At 59.6% G+C, this 26,428-nt stretch carries 27 protein-coding genes and 1 pseudogene; 13 read left to right on the plus strand and 15 right to left on the minus strand.

Features of this window, described 5'->3' with window-relative positions; all coding sequences use genetic code 11:
• Positions 1-235 precede the first annotated feature (235 nt).
• The gene (locus PY650_RS16335; RefSeq protein ID WP_285880441.1) at positions 236-865 is read left to right on the plus strand and encodes a DUF1062 domain-containing protein; all 630 of its coding nucleotides are present in this window, start codon (positions 236-238) and stop codon (positions 863-865) included.
• Between the two features lie 69 nt (positions 866-934).
• On the opposite strand, the gene PY650_RS16340 is transcribed toward PY650_RS16335, so the two are convergent.
• The 6 genes from PY650_RS16340 to PY650_RS16365 all read right to left on the minus strand — a co-directional run bounded on the left by PY650_RS16340 (position 935) and on the right by PY650_RS16365 (position 5,083).
• Complete coding sequence (locus tag PY650_RS16340) at positions 935-1,375, minus strand: DUF2155 domain-containing protein (protein ID WP_285880442.1); 441 nt, start codon at positions 1,373-1,375, stop codon at positions 935-937.
• Between the two features lie 104 nt (positions 1,376-1,479).
• On the minus strand, positions 1,480-1,878 hold the full coding sequence (locus PY650_RS16345) for an NADH:ubiquinone oxidoreductase subunit NDUFA12 (RefSeq protein ID WP_104822731.1): 399 nt from the start codon (positions 1,876-1,878) through the stop codon (positions 1,480-1,482).
• 104 nt (positions 1,879-1,982) lie between these two features.
• Entirely contained in the window at positions 1,983-2,471 is a 489-nt protein-coding gene (locus PY650_RS16350; protein WP_285880443.1) for a GNAT family N-acetyltransferase, read from the minus strand.
• Positions 2,472-2,975 (minus strand): GNAT family N-acetyltransferase, encoded by a 504-nt coding sequence (locus tag PY650_RS16355; RefSeq protein ID WP_285880445.1) that lies wholly within the window; start codon positions 2,973-2,975, stop codon positions 2,472-2,474.
• 5 nt (positions 2,976-2,980) lie between these two features.
• A complete protein-coding gene (gatB, locus tag PY650_RS16360) occupies positions 2,981-4,486 on the minus strand; it encodes an Asp-tRNA(Asn)/Glu-tRNA(Gln) amidotransferase subunit GatB (RefSeq protein WP_285880447.1) in 1,506 nt (501 codons plus the stop codon).
• A gap of 102 nt (positions 4,487-4,588) precedes the next feature.
• Positions 4,589-5,083 (minus strand): GNAT family N-acetyltransferase, encoded by a 495-nt coding sequence (locus PY650_RS16365; RefSeq protein WP_285880449.1) that lies wholly within the window; start codon positions 5,081-5,083, stop codon positions 4,589-4,591.
• Positions 5,084-5,367: 284 nt separating this feature from the next.
• Between PY650_RS16365 and PY650_RS16370 the strand changes: the two genes are divergently transcribed.
• Entirely contained in the window at positions 5,368-5,589 is a 222-nt protein-coding gene (locus tag PY650_RS16370; RefSeq protein ID WP_285880450.1) for a YjhX family toxin, read from the plus strand.
• Between the two features lie 249 nt (positions 5,590-5,838).
• On the opposite strand, the gene gatA is transcribed toward PY650_RS16370, so the two are convergent.
• From gatA to PY650_RS16385, 3 genes are all read right to left on the minus strand, one after another.
• Positions 5,839-7,320, minus strand: a complete 1,482-nt coding sequence (gene gatA / locus PY650_RS16375) for an Asp-tRNA(Asn)/Glu-tRNA(Gln) amidotransferase subunit GatA (protein ID WP_285880452.1) — start codon at positions 7,318-7,320, stop codon at positions 5,839-5,841.
• Between the two features lie 56 nt (positions 7,321-7,376).
• Positions 7,377-7,664 (minus strand): Asp-tRNA(Asn)/Glu-tRNA(Gln) amidotransferase subunit GatC, encoded by a 288-nt coding sequence (gene gatC, locus PY650_RS16380; protein WP_285880453.1) that lies wholly within the window; start codon positions 7,662-7,664, stop codon positions 7,377-7,379.
• A gap of 69 nt (positions 7,665-7,733) precedes the next feature.
• Complete coding sequence (locus PY650_RS16385; RefSeq protein WP_285880454.1) at positions 7,734-8,444, minus strand: metal-dependent hydrolase; 711 nt, start codon at positions 8,442-8,444, stop codon at positions 7,734-7,736.
• Between the two features lie 118 nt (positions 8,445-8,562).
• Between PY650_RS16385 and ruvX the strand changes: the two genes are divergently transcribed.
• Positions 8,563-9,051, plus strand: a complete 489-nt coding sequence (gene ruvX, locus PY650_RS16390; RefSeq protein WP_285880455.1) for a Holliday junction resolvase RuvX — start codon at positions 8,563-8,565, stop codon at positions 9,049-9,051.
• On the opposite strand, the gene PY650_RS16395 is transcribed toward ruvX, so the two are convergent.
• From PY650_RS16395 to PY650_RS16415, 5 genes and pseudogenes are all read right to left on the minus strand, one after another.
• On the minus strand, positions 8,994-9,320 hold the full coding sequence (locus tag PY650_RS16395) for a DUF6105 family protein (RefSeq protein WP_285880456.1): 327 nt from the start codon (positions 9,318-9,320) through the stop codon (positions 8,994-8,996). The two genes, ruvX and PY650_RS16395, sit on opposite strands and share 58 nt — an antisense overlap.
• Positions 9,321-9,619: 299 nt before the next feature.
• On the minus strand, positions 9,620-10,279 hold the full coding sequence (locus tag PY650_RS16400; protein WP_285880457.1) for a TetR/AcrR family transcriptional regulator: 660 nt from the start codon (positions 10,277-10,279) through the stop codon (positions 9,620-9,622).
• Between the two features lie 103 nt (positions 10,280-10,382).
• Complete coding sequence (locus PY650_RS16405) at positions 10,383-11,000, minus strand: GNAT family N-acetyltransferase (protein ID WP_285880460.1); 618 nt, start codon at positions 10,998-11,000, stop codon at positions 10,383-10,385.
• A 352-nt stretch (positions 11,001-11,352) separates the two neighbouring features.
• Positions 11,353-11,575: pseudogene (locus PY650_RS16410) on the minus strand (type II toxin-antitoxin system ParD family antitoxin).
• Positions 11,557-13,215 carry an acyl-CoA dehydrogenase family protein gene (locus PY650_RS16415; protein ID WP_285880461.1) on the minus strand — a complete coding sequence of 553 codons (1,659 nt, stop codon included), beginning with the start codon at positions 13,213-13,215 and terminating at the stop codon, positions 11,557-11,559. The pseudogene PY650_RS16410 and the gene PY650_RS16415 overlap by 19 nt, the downstream one beginning before the upstream one ends.
• A gap of 185 nt (positions 13,216-13,400) precedes the next feature.
• On the opposite strand from PY650_RS16415, the gene PY650_RS16420 reads away from it, so the two are divergent.
• The 10 genes from PY650_RS16420 to rpmG all read left to right on the plus strand — a co-directional run bounded on the left by PY650_RS16420 (position 13,401) and on the right by rpmG (position 24,231).
• Positions 13,401-14,357 carry an aspartate carbamoyltransferase catalytic subunit gene (locus PY650_RS16420; RefSeq protein ID WP_285880462.1) on the plus strand — a complete coding sequence of 319 codons (957 nt, stop codon included), beginning with the start codon at positions 13,401-13,403 and terminating at the stop codon, positions 14,355-14,357.
• Complete coding sequence (locus PY650_RS16425) at positions 14,354-15,643, plus strand: dihydroorotase (RefSeq protein WP_285880463.1); 1,290 nt, start codon at positions 14,354-14,356, stop codon at positions 15,641-15,643. Before PY650_RS16420 ends, PY650_RS16425 begins: the two co-directional genes overlap by 4 nt.
• A gap of 32 nt (positions 15,644-15,675) precedes the next feature.
• On the plus strand, positions 15,676-16,293 hold the full coding sequence (plsY, locus tag PY650_RS16430) for a glycerol-3-phosphate 1-O-acyltransferase PlsY (RefSeq protein ID WP_285880464.1): 618 nt from the start codon (positions 15,676-15,678) through the stop codon (positions 16,291-16,293).
• Positions 16,294-16,371: 78 nt separating this feature from the next.
• Positions 16,372-16,683 (plus strand): hypothetical protein, encoded by a 312-nt coding sequence (locus PY650_RS16435; RefSeq protein ID WP_285880465.1) that lies wholly within the window; start codon positions 16,372-16,374, stop codon positions 16,681-16,683.
• A gap of 241 nt (positions 16,684-16,924) precedes the next feature.
• Positions 16,925-19,615: a type I DNA topoisomerase gene (gene topA, locus PY650_RS16440; protein ID WP_285880466.1), complete on the plus strand. Its 2,691-nt coding sequence runs from the start codon at positions 16,925-16,927 to the stop codon at positions 19,613-19,615.
• Entirely contained in the window at positions 19,612-21,990 is a 2,379-nt protein-coding gene (gene rnr / locus PY650_RS16445) for a ribonuclease R (RefSeq protein ID WP_285880467.1), read from the plus strand. Before topA ends, rnr begins: the two co-directional genes overlap by 4 nt.
• 30 nt (positions 21,991-22,020) lie before the next feature.
• Positions 22,021-22,476: a DUF983 domain-containing protein gene (locus PY650_RS16450; RefSeq protein WP_285880469.1), complete on the plus strand. Its 456-nt coding sequence runs from the start codon at positions 22,021-22,023 to the stop codon at positions 22,474-22,476.
• Positions 22,473-22,772, plus strand: coding sequence for a hypothetical protein (locus tag PY650_RS16455; protein WP_285880470.1), 300 nt, complete (start codon positions 22,473-22,475; stop codon positions 22,770-22,772). Before PY650_RS16450 ends, PY650_RS16455 begins: the two co-directional genes overlap by 4 nt.
• A gap of 10 nt (positions 22,773-22,782) precedes the next feature.
• The gene (locus tag PY650_RS16460; RefSeq protein WP_285880471.1) at positions 22,783-23,967 is read left to right on the plus strand and encodes an MFS transporter; all 1,185 of its coding nucleotides are present in this window, start codon (positions 22,783-22,785) and stop codon (positions 23,965-23,967) included.
• A 96-nt stretch (positions 23,968-24,063) separates the two neighbouring features.
• Complete coding sequence (rpmG, locus tag PY650_RS16465; RefSeq protein ID WP_003587245.1) at positions 24,064-24,231, plus strand: 50S ribosomal protein L33; 168 nt, start codon at positions 24,064-24,066, stop codon at positions 24,229-24,231.
• Between the two features lie 818 nt (positions 24,232-25,049).
• Here the strand turns inward: rpmG and PY650_RS16470 are convergent.
• The gene (locus tag PY650_RS16470; RefSeq protein WP_285880472.1) at positions 25,050-26,423 is read right to left on the minus strand and encodes a PleD family two-component system response regulator; all 1,374 of its coding nucleotides are present in this window, start codon (positions 26,421-26,423) and stop codon (positions 25,050-25,052) included.
• Positions 26,424-26,428: the final 5 nt, after the last annotated feature.

Raw genomic sequence — 26,428 nt, forward strand, 5'->3', positions numbered from 1 at the left:
AATTGCCGGTCTCATCCAAAGCACCCAGTGCATCAGGGCGGCCTAGCTAGCGCCGACTGGTGAATATTCATGTCCATCGGGTGATGGCCTGAGACCGGTTTGGCATTATCAAACGCGCCCAGCGCAGCCACTGCTGTCTCAGCTCTTCAGCCGTCCTTCAACATCGCCACACCGTGCCCTGACGGGCTTGTCTCACCGCCAGCTTGTGGACTTCCAGACGGAAGACCAAGACGGTATGTGCAATGTTCTTCAGGTCCGTTGGACCATCTCGCCTCGAAGCTCGCCTCAGCCATGGATCGCCTGCAGCGGTTGTGGATCACCGAGACCCTTCAGATCGAGCGGCAAAATCAGGCTCAATTTTAATGGCAAGAGGCTTGACGCCTGGCTCATTTACAAATGCATCGATTGTCAAAAGACCTGGAACCGAACGCTGTTCGAGCGAAGGACCGTTCACGACCTAGCCCGCTCCACGCTCGAGGCATTGCAGCGCAGCGATCCGAATTGGGTGCGAGCCCAAGAATTCGATCTCGACGAATTGAAGCGAAAAGCCAATCGCATCGAGGAACTGCCGGAGGTCATCATTCGGAAAGTCGCCAGAAATGAGCCAAGCGAATGGACTGTGCTGGACATCGAGATATTAGTCGAGTTCCCAATGAATCTGCGTCTTGATCGGTTGCTGGCGTCAGAACTGGCGATCTCGCGTTCGCGGATTCAGGCTCTCCACGATGGGGGTAGATTGAAAGCCCATTCGGGCCGTCACGACTTTCTGCGCCACAGGCCCAAAGACGGGATGAGGATCACCCTCGACCTGTCGGAGGCGGCCGACCGTCAGGAAATAGCTGAAGCCGCGGCCGATCTGGGATGAAGCTAAAACTATGCCCGCAGAAGCAAGGCTTCTGCGGGCGGTACTTTGTAGTACATTTCTTGAAAGCGACTACTTAGCGCCAGCGCTATCCGGCGGCGGGATATCAGACTTCTGTTTGCACTCTTTCAGCCAGACGTCATAGATCGGATGTTCGACGGCGTTGAGGCCCGGGCTGTCGGCAAACATCCAACCGGTGAAGATGCGACGGATGCGGCGGTCGAGCGTGATCTCGTCCACCTCGACAAAGCCGTCGACCTTCTGCTGCTCGGTATCGTCACGGGAATAGCAGGCCTTCGGCGTCACCTGCAGCGCGCCGAATTGCACCGTCTCGTTGATGTAGACATCGAAAGTCGTGATGCGGCCGGTGATCTTGTCGAGGCCGGAGAAGACCGCGACGGGGTTGGAAATACGCGCCGCCTCCGCTGATGGCGGCACAAGAGCGCCCATGGCGAGGGCGAGCGCCACTCTCGACATCGCACGCAAAGAAGCGCTCCGCGTGAAAAACGTCATATCCGCCAATCTCCGCTTGGTCTCGGTCAAAGCGCCTAGCATGAGCCGGCACATTCTGCGCCTAAAGGCCAATTGTGGCCAAAGGACGGGCCGGCCTTCTATGCTCAGTTGCCCGGGGTCCAGGCGTCATAATCGCCAGTAACGCGCGGACGTTCGCCTGCAACGGACAGCGAGCCCGGCGGACGATAGGCCTGCGGCGAGCCAGTCGGATTGGCGCGGTGGGCCTTCTGCCATTCCTTGGCAACATAGTTGTCTTTGGTCGGCGGTACGTCGGTCCGATGATGCATCCAGCCGTGCCAGCCCGGAGGAATCGCGGAGGCTTCGGCATAACCCTTGTAGATCACCCAGCGCTTCGGAAGACCGTAGGAGGACATTCCGCCCTCGTAATAGACGTTGCCGAATTCATCCTCGCCGACGCGCTTGCCGAACCGCCAGGTCGCGAATCGGGTGCCCATCGTCTGACCGTTCCACCAAGTGAAGGTTTGTACGAGTAAATTCCACATGTCTTTTCCTTATGCCCGTTGGGAGCAGGCCAAACCAGAATTCGATAGTTTGCTTATGCCGCCTGACAAGCGGATTGTCCAGAGATTCACATGGGAAACGCGCTTCATTTCAAGGCCATCTTGAAGCCGAGATGGCTCGGCTTGAAACCCAATCTTTCATAGAAACGATGGGCATCCTTGCGAACGGCGTTCGAGGTCAATTGCACAAGCCGCACGCCGCGGCCTTTTGCCTCGGCAATGCAAAAATTGATCATCGCAGCACCGATCCCCTGCCCGCGCAGATCGACACGCGTCTGCACGGCTTCGATGATCATCGAGGAGGAGCCGCGGCCGTTCAGCGAAGTCATGAGCATGGTTTGGAACGTGCCGACAACGTCACCCGCCAGTTCGGCAACGTAGAGTGTCTGATTCGGCGAGGCCTGGATGGTGCGGAAGGCGCGGAGGTAGTCGTCATAGGCAGCCGGATCGACGGTATCGCCGTGCCCGCCGAGCGCATCGGCGGCGAAGAGCGAGATCAAGGCGCCAAGATCCGCCTCTCGGGCTTCGCGGATCAACAGATCAGTTCCAGTTATCGCCAAATTCTTCTGATCCATTTAGTGGCTTACCAGCCGCTTCTCAAACACTAGCGCCGGAATACCTGACTGTCCCGGCCCGGCATTTTCGTTGCGACCGACCTCGGCAAAGCCGTGGGCCTCGTAGAAGGAGATTGCTTCGGCATTCTCGGGCTCGACATCGAGGCGCATGACCTCAGCGTCCGGAAAGCAGGTTTCCAGCTCGGCGAAGATGTCGCGGCCGATGCCGTTTCGCTGCAGCGACGGGCGGACATAAAGCATATGCAGAAGAACGGTCTTTGTCATCTGCTCGGACATGACGGCATAGCCCATGCCGCCGATATCCTCGCCATTGTCGGCAACCAGGAACTCAGATTGCGGCTTTGCCAGCCGCGCTCTCAGCTTGGCCGGCGATAGAAGAAGTTCGATCAGTTCATCGACTTTCGCCGCGCCAAAGTGCCGGTCATAAGCGGCGTGCCAGGTCTCCACGAGAAGGTCGCGGACCTTCCCGAGATCCTGTTCGCCGGCCGTGCGCACGAAATACACGGAGCCTATTCCTCTTCGATGCCGAGCTTGGCCTTGACGAGGGCCTGCACGGCCTGCGGATTGGCCTTGCCACCGGTCGATTTCATCACCTGGCCGACGAACCAGCCGGCAAGCGTCGGCTTGGCCTTGACCTTAGCAACCTGGTCCGGATTGGCGGCGATGATCTCGTCGACGGCCTTTTCGATGGCGCCGGTGTCGGTGACCTGCTTCATGCCGCGGGCCTCGACAATCTCTGCGGGATCGCCGCCTTCAGTGAGCACGATCTCGAAAAGGTCCTTGGCGATCTTGCCGGAGATGGTTTCGGCCTTGATCAGGTCGATGATAGCGCCGAGCTGGGCGGGCGAAACCGGGGTCTCCTCAATGGTCTTGCCGGTTCTGTTCAAGGCGCCCAAGAGGTCGTTAATGACCCAGTTTGCGGCGATCTTGCCGTCACGGCCAGCGGCGACCGTTTCGAAATAATCGGCAATCGCCTTTTCCGAGACGAGCACGGAGGCGTCGTAGATCGAGAGGCCATGGTCGCGAACGAAACGCTCCTTCTTGTCGTCGGGCAATTCCGTCAGCTTGGCTCTCAAGGCATCAACAAACACGTCGTCGAATTCGAGCGGCAGCAGATCCGGATCGGGGAAATAGCGGTAGTCATGCGCATCTTCCTTGGTGCGCATGGAGCGGGTCTCGCCCTTGTTCGGATCAAACAGGCGGGTTTCCTGGTCGATCGTGCCACCGTCCTCGAGGATCGCGATCTGTCGGCGGGCTTCATATTCAATCGCTTGGCCGATGAAGCGAATGGAATTGACGTTCTTGATCTCGCAGCGTGTGCCGAACTCGCCGCCGGGGCGGCGCACGGAAACGTTGACGTCGGCACGCATCGAGCCTTCGTCCATGTTGCCGTCGCAGGTGCCGAGATAGCGAACGATCGAGCGCAGCTTGGTCATATACGCCTTGGCCTCATCCGACGAGCGCATGTCCGGCTTGGAGACGATTTCCATCAGTGCCACGCCGGAACGGTTGAGGTCGACATAGGACATGGTGGCGTGCTGGTCGTGCATCGACTTGCCGGCGTCCTGCTCCAGGTGCAGGCGCTCGATGCCGATCTCGATGTCCTCAAACTGGCCCTGGCGATCCGGACCGAGCGAAATGACGATCTTGCCCTCGCCGACGATCGGGTCCTTGTATTGCGAGATCTGATAGCCTTGCGGCAGGTCGGGATAGAAATAGTTCTTGCGGTCGAAGACCGAGCGCTTGTTGATCTTGGCCTTCAGGCCAAGGCCGGTGCGCACCGCCTGCTTGACGCATTCCTCATTGATGACGGGCAGCATGCCGGGCATGGCGGCATCGACCAACGAGACGTTGGAATTCTGCGGCTTGCCGAACTCGGTCGAAGCACCGGAGAAGAGCTTGGATTTGCTCAGCACCTGGGCATGGACTTCCATCCCGACAACAACTTCCCAGTCACCGGTGGCACCGGGAATGAAGCGCTTCGGATCTGGCGTGCGGACGTCGACAATGGTCATGAGAGGCTCTTGAAATGCTGTTCTTCTGAACTTTGTGAGGTAGAGCAATTGGCGGTGCGGCGCAAGGCTTTCAGCACTGCGCAGACGCTATATGCCCGTGCCCTATGCCCCGTCACCGCTGTCCACCAGCGCTTTTGAAAGTCCGACGGTCGGCACATCGCGATCGAGCTTCGGCGAATAGTCGACGGACAGCCAATGGATGGCGTAACCATTCGCCTTGAAGAATTCGATCGCATTGGTGTTGCCGGCGTGGGTCTGAACGGCGATCTTCTCCAGCCCCTGCTCCAGAACATCCTTCTCGATCTGTGCCAGCAATGCCGAACCAAGTCCCTGCCGCAGATGATCGGGATCGATCCAGAAATCGGAGATATTCTCGTCCAACGCTTCGCGCGCCGCCCAGCCGGCAACCAGTCCGTTGAGCTCCACGACAGTAATCGTCAGCCAGGCACCCTGGGTGAAATTCGAGAAGGCTTCACTGGCATTTTCCAACAGCGCGTCCGTGCCGCCAATCGACCCCATGGCCGTTTGCCATGACCGCAGGCCGATACTGACCAAGATCTCCGTCTCTCCCTCGTGCGCATTGCGAATATGGATCATCGGGCCCCCGCCGTTTCCAGTAGTAAAACACCGGAAAACGGCTTTTTCCAGCGGCCAAATAGCAACAGGTGCTGGGAGGCTGTCTATGTTTAACAAGGGTGAAACTTGACCGCAGGGTACAACCTGCTTTAGGTAAGACCCATGTTTAACTTTTCACAGACCCGGTAAACGCCCCGCCCGCAAGCCATCTTGAGCGCTGGGCCAGAGACGAAGCCTCGACTTCCCTACAGGGAACGTCGGATCGTTTTGTTGCGCCTTAGGGTGCTTTCCGGATCTTGAAAACCATGGATATTTCCCGCGCTGAACAGCGCATTCTGCATCTGCTCGCCCAAGGCGGGCGCATCGAAATCAACCGCACTGAAAACAAGAAGTTCGAGACGGTCAGCTGCTTCACCCGCGATGGCTGGCTCTATCCCGGCTTCGGCCTCGATCTCTTCCGCAAACTCAAACGCCTGAAGGCCATGAAATCGGCCGGAGGGCATCCCTATCGGATTACCGAGCGGTGATTGAGATTGGTCAGGGCGCAGCTGGATAATAGATAAAGCAATAGAGGTGGGGCCCTCACGGGGCTCCACCTCGTCCTAACATTACAGGCGAAGCAAACATTTGCCGGAGCACGCGATTTCTCTACAGTAGTTCGCCGCGCGCCAATTCAGCCGGCTATTTCCAAGATGCGATCGCTAATTCACCCTTTCACCAGCGGCGGTGTCCAAGCCGTTGAGAGCTTCGTCACGCGGCCAGTAAATCGCTACCGCTCACCACCACTTCGAAGGCGTGAACTTGCCCGCGGCCTGCTCGATGACGTGCGCGGTCTTGAACAGCGTTTCCTCGTCGAACGGCTTGCCGATCAGCTGGAGGCCGAGCGGCAGGCCCTTCGTGTCGAGGCCAGCGGGGACGGCGATGCCAGGGAGACCGGCCATGTTGACCGTCACTGTAAAGATGTCGTTGAGGTACATCTTGACCGGATCTGATACGAGGTTCTCGTCGGCAATACCGAAAGCCGAAGACGGCGTGGCGGGCGTCAGGATGGCGTCGACGCCGGCGTGGAAAGCGAGTTCGAAATCGCGTTTGATCAGCGTGCGAACTTTCTGGGCGCGCAGATAGTAAGCGTCGTAATAGCCGGCAGAGAGCACGTAGGTGCCGATCATGATGCGGCGCTTGACTTCCTGGCCGAAGCCGGCCGCGCGTGTCTTCTCATACATATCGACAATATCCTTGCCGTCGACACGCAGACCATAACGCACGCCGTCGTAGCGCGCGAGGTTCGACGAAGCTTCGGCGGGCGCGACGATATAATAGGCCGGCAGGGCGTATTTCGTGTGCGGTAGCGAGATATTGACGATCTCTGCGCCGGCATCCTTCAGCCAGGCGACGCCCTGCCGCCAAAGGGTCTCGATCTCCTCCGGCATACCGTCGATACGGTATTCGTTCGGGATGCCGATCTTCATGCCCTTGAGCGACTGGCCGAGCGAGGCTTCGTAATCCGGCACCGGCATGTCCACAGAAGTGGTATCCTTGGGGTCGACGCTGGCCATCGACTTCAACAGGATGGCGGCGTCTCGGACATCGCGGGCGATCGGGCCGGCCTGGTCGAGCGAGGAAGCGAAGGCGACCACGCCCCAACGCGAGCAGCGGCCGTAGGTCGGCTTGATACCGACCGTTCCCGTGAAGGCAGCAGGCTGGCGAATGGAGCCGCCAGTGTCTGTGGCGGTGGCGCCAGCGCAGAGATGCGCGGCAACGGCAGCGGCCGAACCGCCCGACGAGCCGCCGGGAACGAGCTGCTGGTTGGAGCCGGTAGCACGCCAGGGATTGATAACTGGACCGTAATAGGAGGTCTCGTTGGAGGAGCCCATCGCGAACTCATCCATATTGAGCTTGCCCAACATGACGGCGCCGTCGTTCCAGAGGTTCTGCGTGACGGTCGACTCGTAGTGCGGCTCGAAACCATCGAGGATGTGGCTGCAGGCCTGCGTGTGAATGCCTTCGGTGCTGAACAGGTCCTTGATCCCCAGCGGAATGCCTTCCAGCGCGCCGGCCTTGCCTTCAGCAAGGCGGACGTCCGACACCTTGGCCATTTCAAGCGCCTTTTGCGGCGTCACCTTCACATAGGCGTTGAACTGAGCGTTGGCCGCCTCGATCGCCGAAAGATAGGCCTCAGTCAACTCGGTGGCGGTGATATCCTTGGCGCGCAACTTTTCGCGAGCTTCGGCGATGGTCAGGCTGGTCAGTTCACTCATCTTGTTTCGCTTCAGGTCTAATGAGGGCAATGGGTCGGAACAGGCTCGTGCGGCCGTTATTCGACGACTTTAGGAACCAGAAAGAAATTCTGGTCGGTATTCGGGGCATTGGCGACGATGTCGGCGGCCTTGCCGCCGTCGGTGATACTATCCGCCCGCTTCTTCATCGCCATCGGCGTGACGGAAGTCATGGCTTCGACACCATCGACATTCACTTCGGAAAGCTGCTCGACGAAGCCCAGGATGCCGTTCAATTCGCCCATCATCCGCTCGGCTTCGTCATCGCTGACGGCGATGCGGGCGAGATGGGCGACGCGTTTCACGGTTGCAAGATCGACGGACATGGCATTCTCCGGATAGGACTTTTCCTACCCGCTATAAAGGCCATGTCCGCCATACGCAACGTACTTTTGTCAGGCGGAAACGCTGCCGCCCGGCTTCGGTGCTGCGACCGCCGTCTTCGAGCCTTCCAGACCGGCGATGAACTTTTCCGGGGTCTGGTCGATGATCGGGAAAGTGCCGTAATGGCAGGGAATGGCGGTCTTGAAATTGAAGAAGCGCTGGCAGGCTAGCGCGGCAACAGCGCCGCCCATGGTGAAGCGGTCGCCGATCGGCACAATGCCGATGTCCGGCTGGTGGAGTTCGTTGATCAGAACCATGTCAGAGAAGATGTCCGTATCACCCATGTGGAACAGCGTCGGTTCGTCGTCGAAATGCAGCATCAAGCCGTTCGGGTTGCCCAAGGAATGCGAAACGCCGTCCTCGGTAAGCTGAGCAGAGGAGTGCAGTGCATTGGTGAAAGTCGCCGAGAAGCTGCCCAACGGAACCGTGCCGCCGGTGTTGCCCATTTCCAGCTTGTCGACACCCTTGCTGCCGAGCCAGGCGGCGAGATCGGCATTGGCGAGAACGACGGCGCCGGTGTCTTTGGCGATCTGAACTGTGTCGCCGACATGATCGCCATGGCCGTGGGTTAGCAGGATATGGGTGATGCCGGCGCTGACGTCCTTGATGTTGAGCCCGGCGCCGGCAAAGGATGCATTATAGCTCAGGAAAGGGTCAATAAGGATTTTAGCCTTGCCCGTTTCGATGCGAAATGCGGCGTGGCCGAGCCAAGTGATTTTCATGGATTTTCTCCTTAATACTTGATTTCAAATGCAAGGCTGGTGTCTTAGGACATATCCGAAACCGTCACAAAGAAAAGCGGTACGGACTTCAATTTGTTTTGACGGGGGATGAGGCCTGGTGACGACGCTGACCATCGAAGACCTCGCCGTTATGCTCCTGCCCGGCCAGCCGATCGCTGGGCTCGATCTCGGCACCAAGACGATCGGACTTGCCATGTCCGATCTCGGCCGGCGGTTCGCCACGCCGCGCCCGGTGATCAAGCGCGTGAAATTCACGCAGGATGCTCAGGTGCTGCTCGCCTTCGCCGATAAAGAAAAGGTCGCGGCCTTCGTCATTGGCCTACCGATGAACATGGATGGCTCAGCCGGCCCCCGCGTGCAGGCGACGCGGGCCTTCGTGCGCAGCATGGCCGACAAGACCGACCTGCCCTTCGTCTTCTGGGATGAACGACTGTCGACGGTGGCCGCCGAACGGGCGCTGCTGGAAATGGACGTTTCACGCGCGAAACGCGCCGAGCGTATCGACTCGGCCGCCGCAAGCTTCATTCTTCAGGGGGCTTTGGACAGGCTTTCGGCTCTCGGCAGGACAGTCTTTCCCGAGACCTGACGACGCCGCCACCAGGCCAGGATAGCGGCGCGCTTGCGAAAGCCGAGGAGGCAGAAGACCAACAGGCTGTCGAATGCGACGGCGCGTGCGACCAACGGCGGAATGGTTTCGGGAGGAATGCCGAGTATCTTGCCATAGATCTGGAAGACCAGATCATGCATCTGCCGCGTGAACATGAAGACGCCGAAGCTCATGTCGTAGTATGACAGGTAGTACCACGCCCCGAGAAACGAGACGGGCGCGGCCCAGAATATCAGCAACCACTTCATGCGGTTCCCCTTCGACGCTGGTATTGCGTCGCTTCGACCGAACGGACCAGCCAATTCGACAGTGCCATAGCGCTCAACACTACTGCCGGCACTGTTATATCTAGTGCCAGAGCGGCGAAGAACATCATCGCCGCGACAAGAAACGCTATTTTTGCGGGTCTGGACCCCATGGCTGCACGCTTGGTGGTTAACAATCTCTTTTCGCACAGTGGCGAGTTCACCGATGCTGCGCAATGTAAACCATTTGTTAAGGTTAATGGCCGGGCGGAGTTGTGGATATCTCCCGCGCGGCTGGACCGTCAGCCGTAAATGCCGCGTACGATCCGCTTCAGTGCTATGGCCGCCTTCTCCCAATCCTTCGTGGTTTTCAGCACAAGACCGGCGCATTGGCCGCTGACGGCCGCCGAGAGAACGAGATGCTGGATGGCGGCGAAGATCACGGCATTAACGCCGATCGTGTCGATCCCTTTCGGCGGTGTTAGCGAGCCGCGCATGCGCTCGATCCAACCGGCAAGCGCTTTTGAGCGGGCCTCCGACAGCCGCCGCACCTGCTGGGTATTCTCGGATACCTCCCAAGCGACGATACGGCGCATCAGCGGATCTGCGCGCAAAGCCTCGAGGAACAACAGGGCGAGCCGCTCCATCAGGTCGCCATAGGTCAGCAGGAACATGCCGCCGGTGTCGTCGGGAATGCGATCCTTCACCCAGCTTCCGAGATTGGTGCCGATCGCCTCTACCAAGCCATCGAGGCCACCGTAGTAGCGATAGATCAGTTGCTTGTCGCAGCCGGCGCCGCGAGCGACCGCGTTGATGCCGAAATTCTGAAACCCCACATCCGCCAAGAGCCGTTTCGCGGCATCTAGGATCGCTTGTTCGGTAGCGGCGCGGTTACGCACCCGCTTCTGCGCTTCAGCCGGCGTTTCGATCGGTTTTTTCAGAACGGCGTTTGCCCTCGGCATTATCTCGACCCCAACCTGTCACCTGCTGGTGAATAACAAGCCGCACGGAAGTGAACAACGAGCCGATGAGTTTCGACGGGTTTAAAGCTGTGCAATCCACAGATTACAGAGATTGGCCGAACCAGACGGTGGTCTCCAAGGCCAATCCGGGCGGCAGTTCCAACCGGGAAAACCCGCGCGATGCCCAGAAGCGTATGCCATTGTGGTTGCCGACACTTGCACCCAGATGCACGCCTTTGACTCCATGGGCGCGGGCGGTGCGAAGCCATCTATCGAGAAGCGCGCTGCCGATGCCCTGTCCCTGCGTGCGCGGCAGCAGATTCATATGAATATGCGCCGGGAACGGATCGGTCAGAGCAGCGGGCGCTCGCTTCGGATGGTGGATCATGAAACTCCTCCGCTGATCCGCATCCCAGGCCGAAGGATCACCTGATGGCTCCGCATAGCGTTTGCGCAAGGCCGGCCACCACTCGCGCTCCAGGCGCTGCTCGAAAGCAACGGTATCGAAGGCGCCGACGATATAGCCGCAGACCCCCTCGCCATCCTCGGCCACCAATGCCGCTTCAGGATGAAGCGTGGCGTAAGGGGCGGAATAGATGTGCCCGATCATCCTTCCATCGCGATGGAGTAGTGTGGCGTCCTTGCCTGCATCGCCGGTCACCAGGGAGATGACATAGAGCTGGTCGATGTCATCGGGTTGGACGGGGCGGTGGTTGATCATGATTGCCTCTTCCATAGGTCTGGAAAATTACGCGTGCAGGATAGATTGGTCCGGACCGAATAATCATTTCAAAGTGACGGCTCACGTCCATTCGCTGATGCAATATACGATTAATCACTGGCTCGGAATCCTGCTGTCGATAGTAAATCACCTGGGAAGCGAACAGGGTATTTGAAATATCCCACTCGAATATCCGCGCGACGTCCGACCTTGAAGCCAGAAGCCAATCCTTCACAGGCATCAATAATGATGGCATGAAAGGCCTCCGCTTGCGTTAGCGACCAGTTTTCAACGGTAAATCGCCATCTTTCTTCGAGTTTCCGAAAGCGGCGACAGGCTGTACTCGCCTGACTTACTCGCCACGTGCAGCTCGCATCCGCTTCAGGAATGCGGCACTGTCGGAGGGGCCGGGTTTCCGGGGTCTTCTTCGGCGATCAGTGCGTCTTGAAGGGCTTGACCTTCGCTTCGCGTTCCTCGAGCAGACGCAACCCTGCCCGGACAACGTCGCTTGCGGAGCCATACCGACCCGTCTGCACCTGATGATCGAACGACAGCTTCAAGTCGCCGGCGGATATAACAAATCCACGATGTAGCTCGCGTCAAAGCGGGCATCCAGCATGCCGTAAGTGGCGCGCCAGCCGCCCGCCAGGCGGGTTTCGATGAAGGCATCGGCGATCTTGCCTGCGCCCAGGCGATAGAGTTCGGCGGCGCCGGCAGCGAGTGCCATCTGCTCGATCAGCAGACGGGCCGCCCCTTCGTCTTGCTGGCAAAGCGCCATGGCGGCGCGCAGAACATCGATGGTCTTCTTGCCGGCTGGACCGAGATCGCGGGCAAGGCCGGCGAAGACAGTTTCGAAAAGGTCCTTGCCCCGGTTCAGAACGCGCAGCACGTCGAGCGCCATGACGTTGCCGGAACCTTCCCATATCGCATTGACCGGCGCCTCGCGATAATGACGGGCGATCGGACGCTCCTCTATATAGCCGCTGCCGCCGATGCATTCCATCGCCTCGTAGATCAGCGCGGGCGCGATCTTGCAGCACCAATATTTCGCGACCGGCGTCATGACGCGGGCATAGGCGGCATCTTCACTACTGCTGCTTGCCTTGTCGAAGGCTTCCGCCAGACGAAAGGCGAGTGCGGTCGCCGCGGCGACATCGAGCGCCATGTCGGCAAGCACGCGCGTCATGATCGGCTGATGGACCAGCATCTTGCCGAAGACACTGCGACCGCGGGCATGGTGCACAGCTTCGGCCAGCGATGCGCGCATGATACCGGCAGACGCCAGCGCACAATCGAGGCGCGTCAGGGTCACCATATCGAGAATGGTGCGGATGCCGCCATCGGGGGCGCCGAGCAGGAAGCCGAAGGTATCGCTGAATTCAACTTCGGAGGACGCATTCGAGCGATTGCCGAGCTTGTCCTTCAGCCGCTGGAACTGCAGGCCGTTGGCCGAACCGTCTTCAAGCAACCGCGGCACCAGGAAGCAACCCATGCCGTCCTTGGTCTGCGCCAGCATGATGAAGGCGTCGCTCATCGGCGCCGACATGAACCATTTGTGACCCGAGAGCCGGTAGATGCCGTCGCTGACCTTGTCGGCGGTCGTCTTGTTGGCGCGCACATCTGTGCCGCCCTGCTTTTCCGTCATGCCCATGCCGATCGTCACGGCGCTCTTCTGCATGGCCGGCTTGTTGGATGAATCATATTTGCGCGACAGAATCTTCGGCGCCCAATCCTTCTGCACCGCCGGGGACGCCATCATCGCCGCGACCGAGGCGCTGGTCATGGTCAGAGGGCAGAGATGGCCACATTCCAATTGCGCCGTCAGATAAAAGCGCGCGGCGCGGACCTTGTGCGACTGCCCTTTGGCGTCGGGATCAGCCTGTGGATCCCAGATCGAGGAATGCAGACCTGACGACATGGAGCGGCGCATCAGCGCATGCCAGGCCGGATGAAACTCGACCACATCCAGCCGTTCGCCGCGCGGACCATGGGTGCGCAGTTGCGGCACCCCCTGGTTCGCCATGCGCGCCAGTTCCTGCGCCTCGTGCGAGGTGACGTAGCGGCCCATCTGCTCCAGATCTTCACGCGTCGAGCGCGGCAGGCCGGATGTCAAATCGACGATTAGCGGATCGGACCGATAGGCATTGATACCGGACCAGAGGCTCGGCTGGTTCAGTTCGGCAAATGTGTCTTCAGTCCGGGTCGGTTGGGTCATGGATCGCTTGTAGAGCAAGAGGGTTGCAAAAGGAAACTGGAAGTTTCGTCTCCCAACAGCATAGCTGCTGTAGCGAGATTCGGGCCAAATTGCATGGGGAACAAACGGGCGCGACGAATGCCCGCGCTTGCCCCTGGCGCACTCCCTCTTTATAGACCCCCTGACGAAATCCGGAGGACAGCGTCATGGCCTTCTTTCCCCACCGCCACCTTATCGGCATCAAGGGCCTCACCGAACAAGATATCACCTATCTTCTCGACAAAGCCGACGAGGCGGTGAAGATCAGCCTCCAGCGAGAAAAGAAAACGTCGACGCTTCGCGGGTTGACGCAGATCAATCTCTTTTTTGAAGCCTCGACGCGGACTCAGGCCTCCTTCGAGCTGGCAGGCAAGCGGCTAGGCGCCGACGTCATGAACATGTCGGTCGGCAATTCCTCCGTAAAGAAGGGCGAGACGCTGATCGACACGGCGATGACGCTGAATGCCATGCGTCCGGACGTGCTCGTCATCCGCCATTCCAGCGCGGGTGCCGCCTCTCTCCTAGCGCAAAAGGTTTCCTGCTCCGTCGTCAATGCCGGCGACGGCCAACACGAGCATCCTACGCAGGCGCTACTCGACGCGCTGACCATCCGCCGCGCCAAGGGCAAACTCTCGCGCATAATTGTCGCGATCTGCGGCGACGTGCTGCATTCGCGTGTCGCGCGCTCCAATATCCTGCTGCTGAACGCTATGGGCGCGCGGGTTCGCGTCGTGGCGCCCGCCACGTTGCTGCCCGCAGGGATCGCCGACATGGGCGTCGAAGTCTTCCATTCGATGAAGGAAGGGCTGAAGGACGCCGACGTGGTGATGATGTTGCGGCTGCAACGCGAGCGCATGTCCGGTGCCTTCGTGCCGTCAGTGCGCGAATATTTTCATTTCTATGGGCTCGATGCGGAGACGCTGAAGGCGGCCAAGGAGGATGCGCTGGTCATGCATCCCGGTCCGATGAACCGCGGCGTCGAAATCGCCTCCGAAGTGGCCGACGGCCCGCAAAGCGTGATCGCCGAGCAGGTGGAAATGGGCGTCGCGGTGCGCATGGCCGTCATGGAGGCGCTGCTGATTTCACAAAACCAGGGGCCGCGCACCGAGGGAGCTGGCGCATGAGCAACTCAATCGTTCTCCAGAATGTTCGTATCGTCGATCCCTCGCGCAATCTCGACGAGGTCGGCACGATCATCGTCGAAAACGGGGTCATCCTGGTTGCCGGCAAGGAAGTGCCGGGTCATGCCGCTCCGAAGGGGGCGAATGTGCGGGATTGCACCGGCCTCGTTGCAGTGCCCGGCCTTGTTGATGCCCGCGTGCATGTCGGAGAGCCCGGCGGCGAACATCGCGAGACCATCGCTTCTGCGAGCCGTGCGGCCGCTGCGGGCGGCGTTACCTCCTTCATCATGATGCCGGATACCGATCCAGTCATCGACGACATTGCGCTGGTCGAGTTCGTTAAGAAGACGGCGCGCGACACGGCTGTCGTCAACGTCTATCCGGCAGCGGCGATCACCAGGGGCCTCGCTGGCGAGGAGATGACGGAAATGGGCCTCCTCAAGGAAGCAGGCGCTGTGGTCTTCACCGACGCGCATTCCAGCGTCCACGACACGCAGGTCCTGCGCCGTATCATGACTTATGCGCGCGAATTCGGCGCTGTCGTCTCCTGCGAGACCCGTGACAAATATCTCGGCGCCAACGGCGTCATGCACGAGGGTTTGCTCGCGAGCTGGCTTGGGCTGTCGGGCATTCCGAAGGAAGCCGAGCTCATCCCGCTCGAGCGCGATCTAAGGATCGCAGCGCTGACCCGCAGCCACTATCACGCGGCGATGATCTCGGTGCCGGAATCGGCGGAGGCCATCCGCCTCGCCCGCACACGCGGCGCAAAAGTTACTTGCGGCATCTCGATCAACAATCTGGCCCTCAACGAAAACGATATCGGCGAATACCGCACCTTCTTCAAACTCTATCCACCGCTGCGCTCCGAGGATGACCGCACGGCCATGATCGAGGCGCTTGCAGACGGCACGATCGATATCATCGTTTCGTCGCACGACCCGCAGGACGTGGATACCAAGCGCCTGCCTTTCGGAGAGGCTGAGGACGGCGCGGTCGGGCTGGAAACACTGCTTGCAGCCGCGCTCCGCCTGCATCACAGCGGTGAAGTGGGCCTGATGCGGCTGATCGACGCTCTGTCGACGCGGCCGGCGCAGATCTTCGGTCTTGACGCCGGGACGCTAAAGCCCGGCGCCAAAGCGGATATTGCTTTGATCGATCTCGATGAGCCTTGGCTTGTCGCCAAAGACATGCTTCTTTCGCGCTCGAAGAATACACCATTCGAAGATGCGCGAATGACCGGGAGGGCGGTCGCGACTTATGTCGCGGGCGAGCTGGTTCACGGTCTCTAGGCAGAGCTGGGAATTAGGGGGAACATAAGGTAATGGCAGATTTCTGGACATGGCAGCTGACCCTGCCGACGGCGCTGGCAGCTATTGTCATCGGCTACCTGCTCGGCTCCATCCCCTTCGGCCTGCTTCTAACGCGCATGGCCGGCCTCGGCGATGTCCGCAAGATCGGCTCCGGCAATATCGGCGCGACCAATGTGCTGCGCACCGGCAACAAGCCGCTTGCGGCGGCAACGCTGCTACTCGATGCCTTGAAGGGCACGGCCGTCGTGCTGATCGTTTCGCACTTCTTCGGCGAGGACGCGGGCGTGCTCGCCGGCTTTGCGGCCTTCATCGGACACATCTTCCCGGTTTGGATCGGCTTCAAGGGCGGTAAGGGCGTTGCTACCTATCTAGGCATTCTCCTGGGTCTCGCGCCATTGATGGCCTTGATCTTCGCGATCATCTGGCTGGCCATCGCCTTCACCACCCGTTACTCCTCGCTTTCCGCTCTGGTTGCAACGCTTGTCATTCCGGTTGCACTGTGGATATTGGGTGCCGACAAGATTGCCGCGGCGATGGCAGTGATGACCATCGTCTCCTGGTACAAGCACAAGGCCAATATTATCAGGCTGACGGCCGGCACGGAAAGCAAGATCGGAGCGAAGGTGTAATAGCAAACAGGCAGCGTAGGATGAACCGGAATTGCGCTGACCGAAAAACAAAGATCCGCGCTGCGACGGCACCAATGGTTGCTGAAAGACGGCGCGCTGATCGTTACCAGCCCCGATGATGTCATCGAGGCGCTGAGGCCGCTGCTGAGCGCGATCTTTTCCGCGCGCAGCTCGCCGAAGCATCTGCCGAAAAGAGCGCCAAACCGATATCGCCGCCACCGGAACACACCGATTGCTGCCAGATCATCGATGCACTCGCACCGACGTCGGTCGACGATATCATCAGGCACATCGGTATCCTCCGTCCATGCCGTGCTTCTCGAACTGGACATGGCCGGCCGGCGGCATCGTCCCCGCGGCGGATTGGTGTCGATTTCGACGCTGGATTGAAAGTGTCGCGGACCATCCCGATATCATGGCGGCACCCCGCCGGGAGCGTCCGGAAACGTTTATCCCGATTTGTAACATTGATACCATTCCGCGGGGATCGCATCGCCGTGCCGACCGCAAAAATCGAACTCAGCTCTTGACCGCGACGAATTCCCTGTCCATGTCGGAAGGCCGGGGAAACTGAAATACCCGGCTTCTCCCGCGTCTTTTTCCGGCGCGACCTCGTATTCAGAGATTTATGATGAACGTTGTAGTGGTGGAATCGCCTGCCAAGGCCAAGACAATCAATAAGTATCTGGGACCCGGATATAAGGTTCTTGCTTCCTTCGGCCATGTGCGCGACCTACCTGCCAAGGACGGTTCGGTCCTTCCCGATCAAGACTTCGAGATGCTCTGGGAAGTCGATGGCGCTTCGCAAAAGCGCATGAAGGACATCGCCGATGCGGTGAAATCCTCCGACGGCCTGATTCTCGCGACCGACCCGGATCGCGAAGGCGAAGCGATTTCCTGGCACGTGCTCGACCTTCTGAACAAGAAGCGCGTCATCAACGGCAAGCCGGTAAAGCGCGTCGTCTTCAACGCCATCACCAAGAAAGCAGTGCTCGACGCAATGGCCGAGCCGCGCGACATCGACGTGCCGCTGGTCGACGCCTACCTTGCCCGCCGCGCCCTCGACTATCTCGTCGGCTTCAATTTGTCGCCGGTGCTGTGGCGAAAGCTGCCGGGCGCCCGCTCGGCCGGCCGCGTGCAGTCGGTAGCGCTTCGCCTCGTCTGCGACCGCGAGTCGGAGATCGAACGCTTCATCTCCGAAGAATACTGGAACCTCTCGGCGATCCTGAAGACACCGCGCGGTGACGAATTCGAAGCGCGGCTCGTGGCCGCCAACGGCAAGCGCCTGCAGCCGCGCTCGATCAGCAATGGCGAAGAAGCCGGCAAGCTGAAGGCGCTGCTGGAAGGCGCCGCCTACGTCGTCGACACGGTCGAAGCAAAGCCGGTCAAGCGCAATCCAAGCCCGCCTTTTACCACCTCGACCCTGCAGCAGGCCGCCTCCTCCAAGCTCGGGTTCTCGGCATCCCGCACGATGCAGATCGCGCAGAAGCTCTATGAAGGTGTCGATATCGGCGGCGAGACTGTCGGTCTCATCACCTATATGCGCACGGACGGCGTGCAGATGGCGCCGGAAGCGATCGACGCGGCGCGGCGCGCCATAACCGATCAGTTCGGCAACCGCTACCTGCCAGAAAAGGCGCGGTTCTATTCGACCAAGGCCAAGAACGCCCAGGAAGCGCACGAGGCGATCCGCCCGACCGATTTCGATCGCTCGCCGGATCGCGTCCGCAAATTCCTCGATGCCGACCAGATCAGGCTCTATGATCTCATCTGGAAGCGCGGCATCGCCAGCCAGATGGCCTCGGCCGAGATCGAGCGAACAACCGTCGAGATCCTGGCCGACAATGCTGGCCAGAATGCAGGCTTGCGCGCCGTCGGCTCGGTGATCCGCTTCGACGGCTTCATCGCCGCCTATACCGACCAGAAGGAAGACGGCGAGCAAAGTGACGATGCTGACGGCGAGGATGGCCGCCTGCCGGAGATCAACGCCCGTGATAACCTCGCCAAGCAGAAGATCAATTCGACGCAGCATTTTACCGAGCCGCCGCCGCGCTATTCGGAAGCATCGCTGATCAAGAAGATGGAAGAGCTCGGCATCGGCCGCCCGTCGACCTACGCGGCGACGCTGGCGACGCTTCGCGACCGCGATTATGTGACGATCGACAAACGCAAGCTGGTTCCGCAGGCCAAGGGCAGGCTCGTCACAGCCTTCCTCGAAAGCTTCTTCACGAAATACGTCGAATATGACTTTACCGCCGATCTCGAAGAAAAGCTCGACCGCATCTCCGCCGGTGAATTGAACTGGAAGGATGTGCTGCGTGACTTCTGGCGCGATTTCTTTGCCCAGATCGAGGACACGAAGGAGCTGCGCGTCACCAATGTCCTCGACGCGCTGAACGAAGCGCTTTCTCCGCTGGTCTTCCCCAAGCGCGAAGACGGCAGCGATCCGCGCATCTGCCAGGTCTGCGGCACGGGCAACCTGTCGCTGAAACTCGGCAAATACGGCGCCTTCATTGGCTGCTCGAACTATCCGGAATGCAACTACACGCGCCAGCTTTCCTCGGAAGGCGGCGCAGAGGCCGAAGCCACCGGCCTGAACGAACCGAAGGCACTCGGCACCGATCCGGTAACCGGCGAGGAGCTGACGCTGCGTTCCGGCCGCTTCGGGCCCTATATCCAGCGCGGTGACGGCAAGGATGCCAAACGCGCCTCGCTGCCGAAGGGATGGAAGCCCGAGGATATCGACTATGAAAAGGCCATGGCGCTAATCTCGCTTCCGCGCGATATTGGCAAACATCCGGAAACTGGCAAGATGATCTCGTCCGGCATCGGCCGCTACGGGCCGTTCCTGCTGCATGACGGCAGCTACGCCAATCTCGAGACGGTCGAGGACGTTTTCACCGTTGGCCTCAATCGCGCCGTCAGTGTTCTTGCCGAAAAGCAGAACAAAGTAGCCGGAGGCAGGGCTCGCAGCGGCACGCCGGCCGCATTGAAGGATCTCGGCGAACATCCGGACGGCGGCGGCGCTATCACCGTTCGGGACGGCAAATACGGCCCCTACGTCAATTGGGGCAAGGTCAATGCTACGCTGCCGAAGGGCACGGATCCGCAGGCGATCACGGCTGAAGAGGCCTTGGCGCTGATCGCCGCAAAAGCCGGCAAATCCGGCGGCGCGAAGACAGCCAGAACGTCGGCAAAGGCCAAAACCGCGGCTGCCGCCAGCAAGATGACGAAGACTGCGGCCAAGCCCAAGGCCAAAACGGCTGCAAAGGCTCCCGCCAAGGCGAAAACGGCCATGACAACGAAGAAGAGCGCAGAGTGAGCAGAGAACCGCGTGGCAGGATATCATCGTCGGAGCGACGCTCCGGCAAGGCTGGCCGTGCGGCAAAGAATAGCGGCGCGCAGGAACCGATGATGGCGATCGTGCACGGCGTGCTGCCGCCACGCGAAGTCATTCTGCGCTTCATCGCCGATCACCCGCAGCAGGCTTCCAAGCGGGAGCTTGCCAAAGCCTTCGGATTGAAGGGCGAGAGCCGTGTCGAACTCAAGAACCTCCTGCGCGAGCTCGAAGACGACGGCATGGTTCAGAAGAGCCGGAAGTCGCTCATCCGCCCCGGAGCATTGCCGCCGATCGCAGTCCTCGACATTACCACGCGCGACAAGGACGGCGAGCTGATCGGCCGTCCCACCGAATGGCCAGAAGAAAACGGCGTGGCACCGGCCGTGCTGATCAAACAATCCTCCTTGCCCGGCGGCCGCAACGGCAAGGGCAAGGCACCTGTGGCCGGCATGGGCGACCGGATCCTCGCCAAGATTTTTCCGGCTGTCGATCGCGGCGGCCCCGCCTATAGCGCGCGCATCATCAGGGTCATCGACAAGCGTCTGGCAGCGACCATGGGGGTCTTCCGCGAGACGCCGGGCGGCGGCGGACGCCTGATGCCTATCGAACGGCGCGGCGAAGAAATGATCATCGATCCGGATTATACCGGCGGCGCAGAGGACGGTGATCTGGTGGAGGTCGAAGTGGCTCGCCTCGGCCGCTTTGGCCTGCCGCGCGCCAAGGTGCTGTCAGTCATCGGCTCCGTCGCTTCGGAAAAGGCGATCTCGATGATCGCCATCCTTGCGCACGGCATTCCGCATGTGTTTCCGCAAGCTGCAATCGCCGAAGCGGACGCCGCCAAACCGGCCACGATGTCGCATCGCGACGATTGGCGCAGCCTGCCGCTGATCACCATCGATCCGGCCGACGCCAAGGACCATGACGACGCGGTCTATGCTGAAATGGACCCCTCGCCTGACAATCCGGGAGGCGTGATCGTCACCGTCGCCATCGCTGATGTCTCCTGGTATGTCCGTCCCGGTTCCGCACTGGATCGTGAGGCGTTGAAGCGCGGCAATTCGGTCTACTTCCCGGATCGCGTCGTGCCGATGTTGCCCGAGCGCATCTCCAACGATCTCTGTTCCCTCAAGGAAGGCGTAGACCGCCCCGCCCTTGCCGTGCGGATGATCTTTTCCAAGGAAGGCCGCAAGGCGGGCCACAGTTTTCATCGCATCATGATGAAGAGTACCGCCAAACTCTCCTATCAGCAGGCGCAGGCGGCGATCGACGGCAAGCCGGACGACAAGACCTTGCCGATGCTGGAGCCGATCCTCAAGCCGCTTTGGCATGCCTATGAGATCATGAGACGCGGCCGCGACCGGCGCCAGCCGCTTGAGCTCGACATGCCCGAACGCAAGATCCTGCTGAAGCCGGATGGCACGGTCGATCGCGTTTTCGTGCCGCCGCGTCTCGACGCCCACAAACTCATCGAAGAAATGATGATCCAGGCAAATGTCGCAGCCGCCGAAACGCTGGAAAAGAAGCGTCAGGTGCTGATCTACCGCATCCACGACGGCCCGACGCTTGCCAAGCAGGAAGTGCTGCGCGAATTCCTTGCGACGCTAGGCATCTCGCTCGTCAAAGGCGGAAATGTCCGCGCCAACAGTTTCAACGGCATCCTGGCGAAGGCCGAAGGTACAGCGCATCAAACCATGGTCAACGAGATGGTGTTGCGCTCGCAGAGCCAGGCTATCTACAGCCCCGACAATATCGGGCATTTCGGCCTGAACTTGATGAAATACGCCCATTTCACCTCGCCGATCCGCCGCTATGCGGACTTGATCGTGCATCGTGCCCTCGTCGGCTCGCTTGGCTTCGGTGAAGGCGGCATCACGCCGGACGAGGAGGCAACGCTCGACGATATCGCCGCCGAAATTTCCACCTTCGAGCGCCGCGCGATGGCTGCCGAGCGCGAGACGGTCGACCGGCTGATCGCGCATCATCTTGCCGGACGCGTCGGCGAAGAATTCGAGGCGCGCGTCGGCGGTGTCACCAAATCGGGACTTTTTGTCACCCTGCCCGCCTATGGCGCTGATGGTTTCATCCCTATATCTACGCTCGGCTCCGACTATTTCATTTATGACGAGGCGCATCAGGCGTTGACGGGTGAAAAGACGGGGCTCGGCTTTCGTCTTGGCGATAGCGTTGCGGTGCGTCTGGCGGAAGCGATTCCGCTTGCTGGCGCTTTGCGCTTCGAAATGCTGAGCGACGGCCGCGCCATGCCCACGGCGGTGCGCTCCTTCCACAAGGCGTCGCGACGCAATAAGACCCCGGCACGCAAAGCGCCGGGAACAAGACCGCCCCGCGGACGCCGATAAACGACGGTCGCCGGAAGGAAGGAAACGTTCATGACGAGCAGCCCGTCCGATCCCGTTACCCGCTATGTTGGCCCCGACGAGGCCGAACGCCCGCTCGGGCGCTCAATTGTCCGCGGCTTGCTGAACCGCTGCCCGAATTGCGGCACGGGAAAACTCTTCAGGGCCTTCTTAAAGCCTGTCGACCGTTGCGCCGTCTGCGGCGAGGAGCTGTTCCATCAGCGTGCCGACGACCTGCCGCCCTATCTGGTGGTCCTGCTGCTCGGCCATGTCGTGGTCGGTGGCTACATGTTGACGGATATGGCCTATCACCTGCCGATCTGGGCGCATCTCGCCATATGGGCTCCGATCACGGTGATCACCGCACTTGCCTCGATCCAGCCGATCAAAGGCGGCGTCATTGGCCTGCAATGGGCCCTACGGATGCATGGCTTCGGCGGCCATGACGACAGTCCGGAAGAATGGGATCAGGGGAACGGCCGCTCGTGAACGATGTGTTCGGACTGATCTCACCAGCCTTGCCGGCTGGCGGGGCCTGGCGTGCCCCATTACTCCCTTTGGGCAGAACCGCTATCGATCCAGCGCATATTCGTGATTCGCGGGAATTGCTTGAACTCCAATGGCTTGACATCGGCGGCATTTCTTGTCTGAACATGCCGGGCGTCGAGAGGATCATTCCGGAGGATGTGACCGATCCCATGAAAGCCGACCCGTCACCTGGATTTGGCCGAGCCGTGCCTTTCTATCTTCCGCGTTGCGAACGATTCGTTCGCTACATGCTCTAAGGATCAATTCATGTTTGAACCGACGAACGGCAAGGCCGGCCAAGTCGAAGAAATTCATTGGCCTTCGCTCGTCGCCGCCATTTCGTCCGTTTCCGCCGTCGGCATCGCTATCGGCCTCGGCCTTCCGCTTCTCAGCATCATCCTGGAAAAACGCGGCATTCCGTCGAGCCTGATCGGCCTGAATACCGCCATGATGGGGATCGCCGCGATGATAGCGGCCCTGATCACCACCAAGCTTGCGCACCGATTCGGTGTCGTGCAAACGATGATTTGGGCCGTCGTGCTCTCTGCACTGAGTTCGCTCGGGTTCTACTACGCCGAAAGCTTGCTGCTCTGGTTTCCCCTGCGCCTGATCTTCCACGGGGGCACCACCACCCTCTTCATCCTGTCGGAATTCTGGATCAACGCCGCCTCCCCGCCCTCCAAACGCGGCTTTGTCCTCGGCCTCTATTCCACCGTTTTCTCGCTCGGCTTTGCAGCCGGCCCCCTGCTTTTCTCGCTGGTCGGCAGCGAGGGGCTGACGCCCTTCATCATCGGCGCCTGCATCATTCTGGCGGCGACGATCCCGATCTTCATTGCCCGCAACGAGAGCCCCATCGTCGACGAAAAACCGGAACTGCATTTCATACGCTACGTCTTCCTAGTGCCGACGGCCACGGCTGCCGTCTTCGTTTTCGGCGCGGTGACCGTCGGCGGCGGATCGTTGTTCACCAGCTATGCGACTCGGCTTGGCTTTAACGAATCACAAGCCGCACTCCTGCTGACCGTGATGGGTGTCGGCAACTTCGTCTTCCAAATTCCCTTGGGGCTGCTTGCCGACCACTTGCGCGACAAGAGAACGCTTCTGTCAATCATGGCGGCCATCGGCCTGATCGGTGCGCTTCTATTGCCCTTGCTTGCCTCCAATTGGATACTTCTGGCGGTTATCCTGCTGTTCTGGGGCGGTTGCGTCTCGGGCATGTATACGGTGGGCCTAAGCCACCTCGGAACACGGCTGACGGGCGTCGATCTTGTGGCAGCCAATGCTGCTTTCGTTTTCTGTTATGCGGTTGGTATGGTGCTCGGCCCGCCGATGATCGGTAGTGCCATGGATATCGCCAACCCCAGCGGTTTTGCCTGGGCAATCGCCTTTTTCTTTGGGCTTTATGTCCTGCTTTCCGCGATACGGGTGCTTTTCATGGGCAGCAGGGGTTGACTTTTCGGGCGCGATTTGTAGTTTCGCGCCAGAATTTGCCGTGGACCTCCGCACCAGCTGTCCACGGCTTTCATTTTTCTTAAAGGCAGGACGACCATGGCCAAGGCTACCACCATCAAGATCAAGCTGCTGTCGACGGCCGACACAGGTTTCTTCTATGTCACGACGAAGAACAGCCGTACGATGACGGACAAGATGACGAAGACGAAATACGACCCGATCGCTAAGAAGCACGTCGAGTTCAAGGAAACAAAGATCAAGTAAGTTTTCTAAACTTCTGATTACAAAAGGGCGCAACCGCAAGGTTAGCGCCTTTTTCTTTCGGTGGTTTTCTTTTTTCTGTGTAAAACCTTATGAAGGTATAGGAAAAACAGTAAAATCTAAAACTCAACTTTCTGATATTGAATGACAATGAAAAACGCCGCTCTTCCTTTGGAAGGCGGCGTTTCAAGCTGGGGGCCGGCTAGCCTGCAAAACGGCACGAGGAACCGCTTGAAATTGCCTGCCAGCCGACCGACCCCACGACCCAGGAGATGCGGCGGACCTGAGCATCATGGGGTATTTCCACGCCCTTGCGGGCTATCCTTGTATGAAACTAAATTTGCGCGAAATCGGAAGAAAATCAACAAATTCTTAATGATAAAAAATCCTCGTTTGCGCGAATGGTTAAAATTCGTGTTTTCGTTCAGTTCTGTCGCCCGCAAAAATAACAATCCAAAAGCGAGTACACCTGAAAATCGAAGAGATAATTATCGTTTTCCTAGCAGGTTCTCACTACAGATATTTGAGCGCATTTGCCTACCATAATGAAAATCATGATACGCATCAGATACCCTCAGTTTTTTACTTAATCAACTTCTTGTCGCTCAAATTTATTGCAGCATACGCATAATAGACATCGTATTTCTATCAATATGGAAAGTATTTATAGGGATTTTCTGGGACGATTATCGAGCCTATTCTCTTGTGGAATCGGCATGCACATAACCGTGGAACAAAGATTAAAATTTGTTAATCCCTGTTCATAACTCAGAAAAGCCCTTAGATATTGAAGGGCCTTGATCTGGTTCGGATCGTTTCGATCAGGCGGCTGCCGCGACAACCCGGTTGCGGCCCGCGTTTTTGGCCTCGTACAGGGCGCGGTCGGCATGCTTCATCAATTGCTCGGGCGTTTCGACAGTCTCTAAACGGGACGCAATACCGAAGGAAGCCGTAACGTCGAGCGCGATCCCTGACGCCCGCAGCGTGAAGGGCATGGTCTGCACGGCAGCGCGGAGGCGCTCGGCAACGGCGGCGGAAACCTCAGCGGACGTATCCGGCATAACCACCACGAATTCCTCGCCGCCATAGCGGCAGGCCAGATCGGCGCCGCGCACGGTGGAGCGGATGCGGGCGGCAAACTCCCTCAGCACTTCGTCGCCTGCATCATGGCCATAGGTGTCGTTCACCTGCTTGAATCGATCGATATCCGTGATCAACACGGAGAGGGGCCGTCCGCGCGTCAAAGAGCGGTTGAAGAGGATCTTTAGGTGATTGTCGAGATAGCGCCTGTTATTGAGGCCGGTGAGCGCGTCAGTGACAGCAAGCTCGATCGTGTGCTGCACACTGGCACGCAGACGGTCGTTGTATCGTTTGCGGCGGATCTGGGTCAGGCAGCGGGCAACCAGCTCGTTCGGATCGAGCGGCCGGACGATATAGTCGTTGACGCCGAGATCGAGCGCACGGACGATCATCTCGTCAGCCCCTTGATCGGTCACCAGCAGCACCGGCAGGAAGCGGGTCCGCTCCAGCGAGCGGAGCTGCGAGCAAAGCCTTAGTGGGTCGTAGCCATCGAAATTCGAATTGACAATGACGAGCTCGAACGGCTTTTCCGCAGCTTCGACCAGGGCTGCCTGCGGATCGGACGTCACCGCCACCTCTGCGATCGGTTTCAGGGCGCGGATGATACGTTCCTGCGAATTGGCGCGGCCGTCGACCAGCAATACTTGGCCGTCCTCGTCGACGCGGCCATCGCCCGAGCGCATCAGGTCGTCGATGCCGAAGTTGCGAGCCGTCTCGTTACGCATGCGCAACTCATCGCTCAGCGTCTTCAGGCGCAACAGGCTTTTGACCCGCGAAATGAGTTGCAGGTCGTTTACCGGTTTGGTCAGAAAATCGTCGGCGCCAGCTTTCAGGCCACGCACGCGATCTGCCGGATAATCGAGCGCCGTGACCATGACCACGGGAATATGTGTTGTGCGTGGATCAGACTTCAGCCGCTCACAGACCTCGAAACCATCCATGCCAGGCATCATGATGTCGAGCAGGATGAGATCGACTTGCGTGCTCTCGCAGATGGCGAGTGCCTTCAAGCCGTCTTCCGCCGTTAGCACGTCGAAATACTCGGCCAGCAGCCGCGCTTCGAGCAGCTTTACGTTAGCGGGAACATCGTCAACCACCAGGATACGCGCGGTCATAAGTC

The organism is Martinezella calliandrae (genome assembly GCF_030272695.1).
Classification (GTDB): Bacteria; Pseudomonadota; Alphaproteobacteria; order Rhizobiales; family Rhizobiaceae; genus Rhizobium; species Rhizobium calliandrae.